This is a genomic window from Rickettsia endosymbiont of Ixodes scapularis (assembly GCF_000160735.1).
Lineage (GTDB): Bacteria > Pseudomonadota > Alphaproteobacteria > Rickettsiales > Rickettsiaceae > Rickettsia > Rickettsia tamurae.
In genome coordinates this window covers 1,427,670-1,440,682 of record NZ_CM000770.1, presented here as the reverse complement: position 1 = coordinate 1,440,682, position 13,013 = coordinate 1,427,670, and the positions used below count along the sequence as shown (strand labels likewise).

The following is a 13,013-nucleotide window of genomic DNA, read 5'->3' as shown; positions in this document are numbered from 1 at the left end:
GATTTTGTACTCACTTTATAACAAAAACAGTATTATCAAGATCCCCGTAACCCAGTTACTATCAGCTATTCAGCGACTTTTTGAATACGAAACTCGCGTGAATTAGCTTTAAAATTAAGATCGTGAACAGGCTCTTAAGCTTATTTATTTAGCAAATCCTCTAACAATTTTTCGGATGGAGTGCTACCGTTTAATACTAAATTAACGCGAGTTTCGTATTAATAGAGGAACTGAATAGCTGATAGTAACTGGGTTACGGGGATCTTGATAATACTGTTTTTGTTATAAAATGTACTTAAAACTGCATAAATTTTTAGTAAATTGACTTTTTTGACTATAACTATTAAATTGTAAAACTTGTCACACCTCTTACAAACCTTGAAAGGATAAGGATTATAGCATATTCATTAACTATAATTTAGGCATCTTAATACGAAACTCGCGTTAATATAGTAACTTGGATAGTACTTGGGTCCTTAGCGTTATATGTTGTGTTTTGGCTAAGTATTGGGCCAATATTAAGGCATCGAGTGACTAAAGAATATGACGCAAGTAGTCTTGCTACAGCTTATTTAACTGAAATTATTACTGGTATTGAAGTATTAAAAACTACTGCTACAGAATCAGCTTTTTTAAAATGTTGGCAACACATTTTAGCTTGCCAGTTACGGGCAACATTTTCAGCTAAGAAGGTAGCGATCATTGCTAATCAGGGGATTAGCTTAATACAAAAATTAACTTCAGCCTTGCTATTATGGTTTTGCGTTAAGATTGTACTACAACACGAGTTAACAGTTGGAGGCTTAGTAGCTTTTAATATGCTGGCTAATCATATAACTCAACCAATTCTAAGATTAGCACAAATGTGGCAAGAGTTTCAGCATAGTTTAATAGCATTACGCCGTATTGGAGATATTTTAGATACTAAATCAGAAGCAGTTGGTAAGGGAGTTGCTACTATGCCAAAACTAAACTAAAGAACCCTCAGCTATAAGCTGAGGGGTTATAAAGTGGAATCGATTAGAAATCGATCATCATTCACAGGTTCACCTTCCTGTTCATCAATATAGTGCTGTATCATTTCATCAGTTATATTACCTGAACTGACCGCCATATAGCCCCTAGCCCACAAATGATTGCCCCAAAATTGTTTTCTTAAATGAGCAAATTCTTGCAATAAAATTCTTGAGCTACTACCTTTTAAATACTGTACTAACTTGCTAAGAGATATTTGTGATTTATATGAGATAAACATATGCACGTGATCACATGATATTTTCCCTGAAATTATATATACTTCATGTTCCATACAAATCTGCCTTAGTAAATCTCTAGCCCTTTCCGCTACTTTGCCTATCAATACTCTCTTCCTATATTTTGGTATCCATATAAGATGTACTTTTAAATCATACTGACTATGACTATTCTTTCTATAACTTCTCATGTTTCTTGATATAAATTCATTGCTAAAGCAATTTCATTATATCTTCCCTTCGCCTGAAGGCGAGGGATTTCTTATCCCCGAAGGGGGACATTAATTGAATCGGTAGGGGCAAGTATTTTATTCCTTCCTACTTACAGTCCTGACCTTAATCCTATAGAACATTATTGGTTTAAAATTAAACATCAAATTAGAAAAGATATTAGTAACTTTACATATTTTTTTGATGCTGTTTATCACGTATTACAAAAAGTAACTACCTTACCTGCTTAAGCTATATGCCGGCAAAGGTGAGTCCTGCGAAACTCACAGTCAACAATGCCTAATCCTAATGGGATTTTACAAAAACTATTGCATATTTCAGCTCTTTAGTTTATTTTGATTAGCAAACTATGTACAGAATTAATGGATTATTAAAATGGGAATTACCGTATTAAAAAACGAAGGATTGGATTTTCATGCAAGAATCTCTACTCCTTTAAGTGAGATAGATGACGATATTCAAAAAGAATTACTTGATTTAACCAAAAAAGTTAAAATAGCGGGTTTTAGAGCCGGTAAAGTACCGGTTTCAATTGTTAAGAAAAAATACGGTACTTCCGTCAGGAATGATATAATAGAAAGAAGAATTAACCATTCGGTAAATCACGTTATTAAAGAGCATAATCTAAATATAATCGGTAGACCCAAAATTGAAGAATTACAAAACGAACCCGATAAAGCTTTAGAATTTACCGTAAAAATAGAGCTATTACCTAAAATTACTATTCCGGATTTAAAGAAAATCTCACTAGATCGTCCAAAATTAGAAGTAAACTCTAAAGATGTTGAAGAACAACTAGAAAAACTTGCCGCATCAACAAAAAGCTATACCAAAGAAAGTAAAGCAAAAATAAAAGATGGAGATCAGGTTACTATTGATGCAATCGGATACATCAAGGATGAAGCTTTTGAAGGCGGTAAATTAAATGATTTTAAGGTAGTAATAGGTAGTAATACACTTATTCCAGGTTTTGAGAAACAATTAATAGGTTCTAAAACAGGTAGTGAAGTAGATGTTAATGTTACTTTTCCTGAAAATTACCATGCTAAAGATTTAGCAGGTAAAGATGCTCGTTTTGCAGTACAAATTAAAGTAGTACATACTGCAGAACCTACCGTTATTGATGAGGAGTTTGCTAAAAAATTCCAAAGTAATAGCCTTGAAGAATTGCGTACACATTTTACTAAACAAATAGAAAATGAGTCGGAAGAAGCTATTAATACTATAATGAAAATGAACTTATTTGATAAGTTAGAAAAATTGTTAGATTTTGATGTACCGGAATCTTTATTAGAGCAAGAAAAAAATATTCTAAAGTCCGAAACCGATAAAAATGACCAAGATGAATCATTATTAAAAGATAAATCCTCTAAAGAAATAACAGAATATTATAATAAATTAGCCCTACGCCGTGTGCGAATAGGCTTATTACTTGCTGAATATGCAAAATCTAAAAATTTGCAATTAGAGCCTGATGATTTAAGAAAAGTTATTATGCAACAAGCACGTAATTTTCCTGGGCAGGAAAATATGATATTTGATTTTTATAAAAATAATCCTAGAGCAATTGAAGGACTTAAAGGTCCTGCCTTAGAAGATAAAGTTGTACAATATATATTTAATAACGAAATAAAGCTTAAAGAAAAGAAATATACTAAGGAAGAGCTAGAGAAATATCTAGAGGCAGAAGAGTAACGTATTACTTTGATTTAAAGTTTACCATTTTTTTCATTCTTGCAAAAACAGGAATACAGTGCTTTTTTGTGTCATCCCGTGGCTTGACCACAGGCTCTTGTGTCACAGGCTGTATCCTGAGATCCCGCAATCAAGTTGCGGGATGACATTAAAGATTACTATTAATAATATTAGTGTCTTAAATTGTATTTCTGGATCCCGTGGTCAAGCCACGGTATGACATTGAACGGGTTTTTCGATCCATGCAACTAATACCTAACAGTATTACTCCTGATTTTTTATAGTCTTTAAAGCCAGTTTAATTATTTTATTTACTCCGGTATTAGTGTAGGTAGAGATAGGAAAAACTTCTTTATTAGTAGCTTTCTGTAACTTATTTATTTTTTCTTGTATTTCCTCATCGGTAAGAACATCACATTTATTAAGACATATGATTTCGATTTTATTTTTTAGATAATCGGAATATGATTCAAGCTCAAGACGTACCGTATTATAATCTGCAACTACATCATTACTAGAGCCGTCTATTAAATGTATTAATACATTACATCTTTCTATATGCTTTAAGAATTTATCGCCAAGTCCGTGACCTTGATGAGCTCCTTCGATCAAGCCAGGAATATCGGCTATAACAAACTCTTCGTCATCAACATACACCACTCCAAGATTCGGCACTAAAGTAGTAAAGGGATAATCGGCAATTTTAGGCTTGGCTGCCGTTACAACCGATAAAAAAGTAGATTTACCGGCATTTGGAAGACCCACAAGCCCAACATTAGAGAGAAGTTTTAAGCTTAAATGAATCCACATTTCTTCGGCAATTTCTCCTTCCGTACGCTTTCTTGGAGCTTGATTAACCGACGTTTTGAAATGACTATTACCAAGACCGCCACTTCCTCCTTTAATTATTTCAAAGCTTTGGTCATCTTCAGTAAAGTCATGCAATAATATATTGCCGTCCTCGGAAAAGATTTGAGTACCGATGGGAACATCAAGAACTAACGATTTTCCTGATTTACCAATTCTATTTGAACCTTTACCGTTTTTACCGTTTTCTGCAGTAAAATGCTGTTTATATCGATAATTTACTAGCGTATTAAGATGGTGATTACTCCTGAAAATAACACTACCGCCACGTCCACCGTTACCACCGTCCGGTCCCGCCTCTGTCAATAAATTTCTCACGATGGAAACTAACACAACCATTGCCACCGTTACCACCTTTTATATATATTTTAACTTCATCAATAAAATTCATATGGTTTATATTTTCAACGTCATTGCGAGGAGCGAAGCGACGTGACAATCTCATCAAATCTCTTGAGATTGCCACGCTCCTTTGCAGTCGCTCGCAATGACGACAATGTTTACCTCTCCCGAATATCCTTATACTCTCTATGTGCATAACCGGTGTAAAGCTGTCTTGGTCTGCTGATTTTTTGTTCAGGGTCTTCGTGCATTTCTTTCCATTGTGCCATCCAGCCTACGGTTCGTGCTATTGCAAAAAGTACCGTGAACATTTGCGACGGTATACCCATAGCTTTATAGATAATACCTGAATAAAAATCAACATTTGGATATAATTTTCTCTCAATAAAATATTCATCTTTAAGAGCGATAGCTTCAAGTTCTATTGCTATTTGTAAAAGTGGATTATTTTCTAACTGTCCGAGTTCCTTTAATACTTCTTTGCACGTTTCTTTAAGTACTGCGGCACGCGGGTCATAGTTTTTATATACACGATGACCGAAACCCATTAACCTAAACGGATCATTTTTATCCTTAGCTTTAGCTATATATTTAGGGATATTCTCAGAACTACCGATTTCTTTAAGCATATTTATTACCGCTTCATTAGCCCCGCCGTGAGCAGGTCCCCAAAGTGAGGCAATACCCGTGCTAATACAAGCAAAAGGGTTAGCTCCGGATGAGCCGGCAATTCGAACTGTTGAGGTAGAAGCATTCTGCTCATGGTCTGCATGTAGGATAAATATCTTATTAAGAGCATTTTTTATTATTGGATTTACTTTATATTTCGTACAATGCGTTGTAAACATCATATGCAGAAAATTTTCGGTAAAATCTAACGAATTATCAGGATAAATAAACGGTTGCCCTATAGAATATTTATAAGACATTGCGGCGATAGTAGGTATCTTAGCAATCATTCTAATAGCGGTAAGTTCGTAGTCTGCTTCCTTAAAATTCAATAAATCAGGATAAAATGCCGAAAGAGAACTGACAGCCGCAAGCATAATAGCCATAGGATGAGAAGAGCTACAAAAGGTTTGAAATAAATAATGTAATCTTTCATTCACTAATGAATGATGAGCAACCTGTTTAGTGAAATTATTATACTGCTCGCTACTTGGTAGTTCCCCATAAATCAGTAAATATGCTACTTCTAAAAAATCACTTTTCTCAGCTAAATCTTTAATATCATATCCTCGATGCCGCAAGATTCCTTTATCACCGTCTATATAGGTGATAGTAGACTGACAAGAAGCAGTAGACATAAAGCCCGGGTCGTAAGTAAAGCAATCGGCTTCTGCAGATACCCTACTTATATCGATTACATCCTCACCGATACTTGCTTTAAGTATCGGTAATTTAAATATTTTTCCTCTGATTTTTAATTCGGCAAATTCTGAATCATTATTATTTTCATTGGTCATATGGATATACCTTATTTTTATACATCAGTAAGTATAACCCTAATTTAATGAAATTAGAAATGAATTATGATTTATTAGGATTTAAAAATTTTCTTTGATATCTTGCTCAACTTGCAAGGTTAATGAAAATTTAAAACGCACATGCTTCTACTTTCAACTGCAAGCCTAAAGCGTTTAATAAAGATCCTATATTGTCGAAACTTGGATTACCTTTGCTAGATAACATTCTATATATATGTTGTCTATTTATATGAGCTTCTTTAGAGATTTTTGCTATACCTCCTTTTGCTATAATGGTTTCTTTTAAAGTAGCCAAAAATAGCTCCTTATTATGATCCACAAAATATTGCTCTAACGCTTCATTAATATATCCTACTAATATTTCCTCATTTTGTAATTTTTCTTTTAAATAATCTGTAAACTTTTCCATATAACACCCTCAATTTCGTTTATAAACTTCTTCTATTATTTCTAAGGCTTTTTTAATATCTTTGCCTTGAGTATCTTTATTACCTGCATTTAATAGCAGAATAATTTTATTATCTTTTTCAGTAAAATATATTCTATAACCTTTGCCAAAGAAAAACCTAAGCTCATATAGCCTTCCTTTTATCTGTTTGTAATTACCATAAATTCCATATTCTAAGCGAACTAATCTATTAAACGCGAGTTTCGTATTAAGATGCCTAAATTATGGTTAATGAATATGCTATAATGCTTATCCTTTCAAGGTTTGTAAGAGGTGTGACAAGTTTTACAATTTAATAGTTATAGTCAAAAAAGACAATTTACTAAAAATTTATGCAGTTTTAAGTACATTTTATAACAAAAACAATATTACTAATATCCTCGTAACCCAGTTACTATCAGCTATTCAGTTCCTCTATTAATACGAAACTCGCGTTATTAAGAATTCTACTATGCGTCTCGATATCTAATTTTTCTAACCAATCTTTAATATAAGATTTACCATTTTCTGTTATAAAAAATTGTATTTGTTTAGTTTTTTGCATATTAAGCTTAACTAGAGACGATTACATTGTCGCATATATACGACTAATTGTCCAGTAGAAAATTATTTTAAAAAGTAAGTGAAACTGTGAGTACGAGATTAATGTACAAGTTATGCAAGAAGTCTATTATTTACTAAATACTCCTTAATCTTGAGTAAATCATACCAAGAGGTTCGTTTTTGCATAGGTTGGCGTAATAGATAAGCAGGGTGGAAGATTGCCGTAGTTTGAATAGGAGCGGATAGATATTTATTGGTATAAAAATAATATTCTTGTCTAATTTTAGTAATACCTGAATTTTTTCCAAGTAAGCTAGTTGCAGCCGTGCTACCGACTAGAATAATTAGCTTCGGGTTAATAAGAGCGATATGCTTCTCAACGAAAGGTCTACAAATATCGACTTCTTCGAGTGTCGGTTGTCTATTAGCAGGAGGACGCCAAAATACCGTATTCGTAATATAAGCGTTATTTTTTCGTGAAATTCCGATAGCGTGCAGCATATTATCAAGTAAATTGCCACTTTCACCGCAAAAAGGTATGCCTTTTAAATCTTCGATACTTCCCGGGGCTTCGCCTATTAACATAATTTTAGCTTCCAAATTACCGTCACCGAAAACCGTATTAGTAGCAAATTTCTTAAGTTCACAACCATTAAAATTTAGTAGAGATTCTTTTAGTTCTTCGATATTATTAGCTTTATCGGCAAGAGATCTTGCTAGGGTTATATTATCATGAACTTTATCATTAGAAATCTTCCCAAACTCTACTTCTAGAGGTAATTTATACGTCGATCCGGTACTCGAATCCTCACGTACGCTTGTGTACGCTGCGGTTCTGTGTTCCGTGTCTCCTTTAAATTTGGAAAGATTTCTATTCATATAGAATGCAGTTTCTTTTGTAGGCATAAGTTTTACTTGTGGCTTTTCAGTTAGCTTGGTATTATTACTCACTTTTAATTTCGGTGGATGTTCATGGCAATAATATTCAACACCGATTGCACTTAACCATTTAAGCGTATTATTCATTATCTTAAAATAACATATGTTAACATATAATGTACCGAACGAACTAAATAATATAAGACTTGATAAAGCTTTATCACAACTTCTTGAAAATGTTTCTAGAAACCAAATTCAAAAATCTATTAAAAGTTCTTGCGTACAAGTTAATGATGTAATTATTTCTGATCCTGATGTTTTGGTCAAGGAGAATGATGTTATATTATTTTCTTTTAAAGAACCTGAAGAGCTAAAAATTGCAGCAGCAAATATAGCACTTGATATAATTTACGAAGATGATGATTTGATAGTAATTAACAAAGCTGCAGGTATGACGGTACATCCTGGAGCAGGGCATCATGATGATACGCTTGTTAATGCATTACTTTATCATACGAAGAATTTATCGGATATCGGTTCATCAGAAAGACCCGGGATAGTACATCGTTTAGATAAGAACACTACCGGTTTGATGGTAGTTGCTAAAAATAATAAAGCACATATGTTGCTTGCAAATCAGATAGAGCAAAGACAGGTAATACGGAAATATAAAGCGTTAGTGTGGGGAGTAATTAATCCGCTAGAAGGAGTCATTAAGAATAATATCGGTCGTAGCCGAAGCGATCGTCAAAAAATGACCATATTAAAATATGGCGGTAAAGAAGCCGTTACGCATTACAAGACTCTAGAATTGTTTTACAGCGGTACTATTAGTATGGTAGAGTGCAAGCTTAGTACGGGTAGAACTCATCAAATTAGAGTACAGCTAAGCCATTTAAAACATTCGGTAGTCGGCGATCAAACTTATGGCAATAACGACCGAAAAATTGCTCATTCTCCCCCTGAACTAAAAGCAAAATTAATTGATTTTAAGCGTCAAGCCCTACATTCTTGGTATTTAAGTTTTACTCATCCGACTAGTAATGAGATTATGGAATTTTCTTGTGAGCTGCCAAGGGATATGGGGAGATTATAACTGATAATAAATCTTCTAACATATTTAGTGAATTTACCGAACTTAAAAAACGAGTACCGTTAGGTAGTGTAGATGAGATTTTAGAAATGAAAAATTTTGGCAGAAAATAAAAGTTTCTATGCAATGTTCTATAAAGCAAATTCTTAGTAATGCTACAGATAAATTAAATAAAATCGGTATTAGTTCGCCGCAATTAGAAGCACGAATTTTACTACGGCATGTTATAAATAAACCTATTGAGTATTTGCTTATTAATCTTGATGAGCAGTTAAATGAAGCTGAGATAGAAGCTTTTGAAAAACTGTTAAAGAGAAGATTAAAGCATGAACCGATAGCGTATATTACAGGTGTTAAAGAATTTTACTCACGTGAATTTATTGTTAATAAACATGTATTAATTCCAAGAAGCGATACTGAAGTTTTGGTGAGAATAGTTCTAGGGTTACTCAAACCGTCATTGCGAGCGACTGAAAGGAGCGTGGCAATCTCAGGGATTTTGCCTGAGATTGCTTCGTCGACGCCTATGGCGTCTTCTCGCAATGACGAATACACAAAAATCCTAGAACTCGGGACAGGTAGCGGCTGTATTGCTATAAGCCTATTATGTGAGTTACCGAATGCTAATGTAATTGCGACCGATATAAGTCTTGATGCTATAGAAATTATCAAAAGTAATGCGGCAAAATATGAGGTAATGGATCGTTTGCAAGTTATTCATAGTGATTGGTTTGAAAATCTAGGAAAGCAAAAATTTGATCTTATAGTTAGCAACCCACCCTATATATCTCACAGCGAAAAATCAGAGATGGCAATTGAAACAATCAATTATGAACCGTCTATTGCTTTATTTGCTGAAGAAGACGGCTTACAGTGTTATAAAACAATCGCCGGAAATGCCAAACAATTCTTAAAACCAAACGGTAAGATTATATTAGAAATAGGGTTTAAACAGGAAGAAGCGGTAACTCAAATTTTCTTAGATCAGAGTTATAATATTGAAAATGTTTACAGGGACCTACAAGGTTACAGTAGGGTAATATTATTTTCTCCTATCAATTTGAATAGGTCATACGCAAGACGCATCGGTAAAAGCTTGTCAGGAGTGCAACAGAATTTATTAGATAACGAACTACCAAAATATTTATTTTCTAAAGAAAAGCTTGTAAATGAAAAACGTAAAGTATTTCTTGAGATAGGCTTTGGTATGGGTGAACATTTCATTAATCAAGCTAAAATGAATCCTAATGCACTTTTTATTGGGGTAGAGGTATATTTAAACGGAGTTGTAAATGTTTTAAAACTTGCGGGCGAACATAATATCACGAATTTTTTATTATTCCCTAATAATTTGGATTTAATCTTACTACATGACAATTTTTAGAGATGTAAGGACTAAAGGATTGAATTTTGCTGATAATTCATGATGATAACGGGGAAAGAACTTGGTTTACATATGAAAGATCATTCCGCCCCTCTAGTCGAATTATTACAAAAACATATTTCGCTTAATTTATCAAGAGCAAAATGTTTAGGATTATTTATCATTTCAATGCTTAACAGCAGGACAGTAAACATGTCATTGTTATGCAATAGAATGCCGTCTGGGATTAAAGCAGCTTCATGGTATAGAAGGATGCAAAGATTTATCTCTGAAATCTCAATATCATGGAGAGTATTACCTGTTATGTTAGTCATGATGACTGGGTTTGAGCAGGAGCAAAAATGGGTATTGTGTTTAGATAGAACGAATTGGAAATTTGGTAAACGACATATAAATATTTTATATTTAGCTGTCAGTTTTCATGGTATAGCGATCCCCCTTTTTGGAATTTTCTAAGTGATAAAAAGTGTGGTAACTCTGATTATATTGAGCGTATTGATCTGATGGAGTGTTTTTTAGAAGTTTTTGACAAAAACCGCATTGAAGCATTAACCGCTGATAGAGAATTTATAGGTAAGGAATGGCTCTCTTGGCTTAGAACAAATCAAATAAGATACGTTTTTCGAGTTAGAGAAAATAGACAATATATCAGTAATGCAAGGGGAAAAATGGTTAAAATACAAGAGTTATTTCGCCCTCTAGCCATAGGATCGCATGTGAGTTTGTCACAACGTAGAATTGGTACAAAAGGTGAAATATTTAATGTAGTAGGGATCAGAAATAAGAAGAGTGAACTTGCAGTCTTAATACATAGTGATGAGATCAAAAATCCTGCTGAGATTATATGCTCAAAGATGGCAAATTGAAACAATGTTCAAAGCTTTTAAATCAGCAGGATTCAACTGTGAAGCAACTCATATTACTAATGATTTACGATTAGATACATTGATGCAAATATTGTCTATTGCATTTTGCCTAGCTTATCAAACTGGAGAGATTATAGTTTTAGATAAACCAATAGTTATTAAAAAACATGGTTATAGGCAAAATAGTATATTTCGTGTTGGATTAGATACATTGGTTAATATCTTGTATAATATTTCTACTCAATTAGTACGTTGGATACAGCTGTTGTCCTTGATATTCCAATATCCAAAGATGATAAAATGAAAAATTGTCATGTAGTAAGCAAATTTCCAATTTCGTTCTATCTAAACACAATAACCATTTTTGCTCCTGCTCAAACCCAGTCATCATGACTAACATAACAGGTAATACTCTCCATGATATTGAGATTTCAGAGATAAATCTTTGCATCCTTCTATACCATGAAGCTGCTTTAATCCCAGACGGCATTCTATTGCATAACAATGACATGTTTACTGTCCTGCTGTTAAGCATTGAAATGATAAATAATCCTAAACATTTTGCTCTTGATAAATTAAGCGAAATATGTTTTTGTAATAATTCGACTAGAGGGGCGGAATGATCTTTCATATGTAAACCAAGTTCTTTCCCCGTTATCATCATGAATTATCAGCAAAATTCAATCCTTTAGTCCTTACATCTCTAAAAATTGTCATGTAGTAAGGGATTTAATATTAAATGAGATACCAAGTAATAGCCTTGATGGAATTTATATTTTATTTCCTGATCCATGGATAAAAAATAAGCAAAAAAAGAAACGTATTCTCAATAAAGAACGACTTAAGGTTTACAAGATAAGCTAAAAGACAACGGTAATTTAACGCGAGTTTCGAATTAATATAGCATAGGATTTAGCATATCAAGAGAGATGTAATAGAAGGTTTATTATCAGACATTTGATAATTTATCAGTGCTGCAACCATATGCACAAAGGCATTTGTAACTGATCTATGCCTTGAATGCTCAAACTTCCCCAATAGTTTAATTTTACTAAACACAGATTCTATTAATGCTTTTTTAAGCAATAATATTTTATCCAACATAGACATAAGTTTATTTTTCATATTTTTCTTTACCCTAGTTACCATAAAAATTCCTTGCTCTAAAAGTTGTAGAAATAATTGTTGCGAAATATAACCACGATCTCCGAATACTTTACCAAAAAGATTTTTGATTATCAGTTCCAGCTGTTTTCTATCATCCTTATTGCCAGGGCTAAAAGATGCTTTAACTATACCACCGGCTCTATTAATTATTAGATGTAGTTTAAGTCCATAGAACCAACCTTTTGTTGTCTTACTGCTTGCTGCTATGCCGGCGAACACTTTATTCATTGAAATACGGTATCTCTTACATACCTCTATACTACTTGAATCTACAAAAGAGAGTCCGTCACACTGATCCAAAATAGAATTGAATATTAGTACTAATAGTGGTAAATGTGGACCTATTATTTTTATAAATTGACTATAGCTTACTAATTGAAAATCTCTTTGATGATGAATTCATATTTGCTTCAGATAATAATTCTTAAAACAATCATAAGATGACTGCCAGTAGCCTATTATAATTGTTATTACCTCACTTCTGTTCAGTCGACTTTTAGGACCAGATTTGTTGTTATACGCGAGTTTCGTATTAATAGAGGAACTGAATAGCTGATAGTAACTGGGTTACGAGGATATTAGTAATATTGTTTTTGTTATAAAATGTACTTAAAACTGCATAAATTTTTAGTAAATTGTCTTTTTTGACTATAACTATTAAATTGTAAAACTTGTCACACCTCTTACAAACCTTGAAAGGATAAGGATTATAGCATATTCATTAACCATAATTTAGGCATCTTAATACGAAACTCGCG

General features: G+C 33.1%; 12 protein-coding genes and 8 pseudogenes. 10 read left to right on the top strand and 10 right to left on the bottom strand.

Annotated features, from left to right (window positions below; translation table 11 throughout):
• Nucleotides 1-449: 449 nt before the first annotated feature.
• On the top strand, nt 450-977 hold the full coding sequence (locus REIS_RS07210; RefSeq protein ID WP_081819111.1) for an ABC transporter transmembrane domain-containing protein: 528 nt from the start codon (nt 450-452) through the stop codon (nt 975-977).
• 26 nt (nt 978-1,003) lie between these two features.
• Here the strand turns inward: REIS_RS07210 and tnpA are convergent, their stop codons facing one another.
• On the bottom strand, nt 1,004-1,444 hold the full coding sequence (tnpA, locus tag REIS_RS07205) for an IS200/IS605 family transposase (RefSeq protein WP_008579210.1): 441 nt from the start codon (nt 1,442-1,444) through the stop codon (nt 1,004-1,006).
• A gap of 90 nt (nt 1,445-1,534) precedes the next feature.
• On the opposite strand from tnpA, the pseudogene REIS_RS13070 reads away from it, so the two are divergent.
• Both REIS_RS13070 and tig read left to right on the top strand, forming a co-directional pair.
• Nucleotides 1,535-1,714 (top strand): annotated as a pseudogene (locus REIS_RS13070) (transposase); the annotation flags it as partial.
• Nucleotides 1,715-1,859: 145 nt separating this feature from the next.
• Nucleotides 1,860-3,179, top strand: a complete 1,320-nt coding sequence (gene tig / locus REIS_RS07200; protein ID WP_008580664.1) for a trigger factor — start codon at nt 1,860-1,862, stop codon at nt 3,177-3,179.
• 264 nt (nt 3,180-3,443) lie between these two features.
• Here tig and obgE read toward each other — a convergent pair.
• The 7 genes and pseudogenes from obgE to REIS_RS17420 form a co-directional block, all read right to left on the bottom strand.
• Nucleotides 3,444-4,437, bottom strand: a pseudogene (obgE, locus tag REIS_RS07195) (GTPase ObgE).
• A 109-nt stretch (nt 4,438-4,546) separates the two neighbouring features.
• Nucleotides 4,547-5,854, bottom strand: a complete 1,308-nt coding sequence (locus tag REIS_RS07190) for a citrate synthase (RefSeq protein ID WP_008580662.1) — start codon at nt 5,852-5,854, stop codon at nt 4,547-4,549.
• Between the two features lie 130 nt (nt 5,855-5,984).
• Complete coding sequence (locus REIS_RS15120) at nt 5,985-6,284, bottom strand: DNA-binding protein (RefSeq protein ID WP_008580661.1); 300 nt, start codon at nt 6,282-6,284, stop codon at nt 5,985-5,987.
• 9 nt (nt 6,285-6,293) lie between these two features.
• A pseudogene (locus REIS_RS13065) lies at nt 6,294-6,503 on the bottom strand (type II toxin-antitoxin system RelE/ParE family toxin); the annotation flags it as partial.
• A gap of 217 nt (nt 6,504-6,720) precedes the next feature.
• Nucleotides 6,721-6,867, bottom strand: coding sequence for a hypothetical protein (locus REIS_RS14425; protein WP_008580659.1), 147 nt, complete (start codon nt 6,865-6,867; stop codon nt 6,721-6,723).
• A gap of 110 nt (nt 6,868-6,977) precedes the next feature.
• Nucleotides 6,978-7,613, bottom strand: a pseudogene (locus tag REIS_RS07180) (uracil-DNA glycosylase family protein); the annotation flags it as partial.
• Nucleotides 7,614-7,742: 129 nt separating this feature from the next.
• Nucleotides 7,743-7,892 (bottom strand): annotated as a pseudogene (locus REIS_RS17420) (uracil-DNA glycosylase); the annotation flags it as partial.
• Between the two features lie 16 nt (nt 7,893-7,908).
• Between REIS_RS17420 and REIS_RS07175 the strand changes: the two are divergent.
• The 6 genes and pseudogenes from REIS_RS07175 (at nt 7,909) to REIS_RS16505 (ending at nt 11,392) form a co-directional block, all read left to right on the top strand.
• A complete protein-coding gene (locus REIS_RS07175) occupies nt 7,909-8,841 on the top strand; it encodes an RluA family pseudouridine synthase (RefSeq protein ID WP_008580655.1) in 933 nt (310 codons plus the stop codon).
• Nucleotides 8,842-8,855: 14 nt separating this feature from the next.
• A pseudogene (locus tag REIS_RS17415) lies at nt 8,856-8,951 on the top strand (type II toxin-antitoxin system prevent-host-death family antitoxin); the annotation flags it as partial.
• A gap of 8 nt (nt 8,952-8,959) precedes the next feature.
• Nucleotides 8,960-10,222 carry a bifunctional peptide chain release factor N(5)-glutamine methyltransferase PrmC/tRNA (guanosine(46)-N7)-methyltransferase TrmB gene (gene trmB, locus REIS_RS07170; RefSeq protein ID WP_008580653.1) on the top strand — a complete coding sequence of 421 codons (1,263 nt, stop codon included), beginning with the start codon at nt 8,960-8,962 and terminating at the stop codon, nt 10,220-10,222.
• Nucleotides 10,223-10,261: 39 nt separating this feature from the next.
• Nucleotides 10,262-10,678: a hypothetical protein gene (locus REIS_RS07165; protein ID WP_008579269.1), complete on the top strand. Its 417-nt coding sequence runs from the start codon at nt 10,262-10,264 to the stop codon at nt 10,676-10,678.
• Nucleotides 10,679-10,725: 47 nt separating this feature from the next.
• Complete coding sequence (locus REIS_RS16510) at nt 10,726-11,088, top strand: transposase (RefSeq protein ID WP_008579487.1); 363 nt, start codon at nt 10,726-10,728, stop codon at nt 11,086-11,088.
• A 4-nt stretch (nt 11,089-11,092) separates the two neighbouring features.
• Entirely contained in the window at nt 11,093-11,392 is a 300-nt protein-coding gene (locus tag REIS_RS16505; RefSeq protein WP_008579488.1) for a hypothetical protein, read from the top strand.
• Here the strand turns inward: REIS_RS16505 and REIS_RS13055 are convergent.
• Nucleotides 11,329-11,752 (bottom strand): annotated as a pseudogene (locus REIS_RS13055) (transposase). The gene REIS_RS16505 and the pseudogene REIS_RS13055 overlap by 64 nt on opposite strands.
• 62 nt (nt 11,753-11,814) lie before the next feature.
• Here REIS_RS13055 and REIS_RS13050 point away from each other — a divergent pair.
• Nucleotides 11,815-11,984, top strand: a pseudogene (locus tag REIS_RS13050) (protein-(glutamine-N5) methyltransferase, release factor-specific); the annotation flags it as partial.
• A gap of 16 nt (nt 11,985-12,000) precedes the next feature.
• Here the strand turns inward: REIS_RS13050 and REIS_RS11275 are convergent.
• Complete coding sequence (locus REIS_RS11275) at nt 12,001-12,654, bottom strand: IS982 family transposase (protein ID WP_083787731.1); 654 nt, start codon at nt 12,652-12,654, stop codon at nt 12,001-12,003.
• Nucleotides 12,655-13,013: the final 359 nt, after the last annotated feature.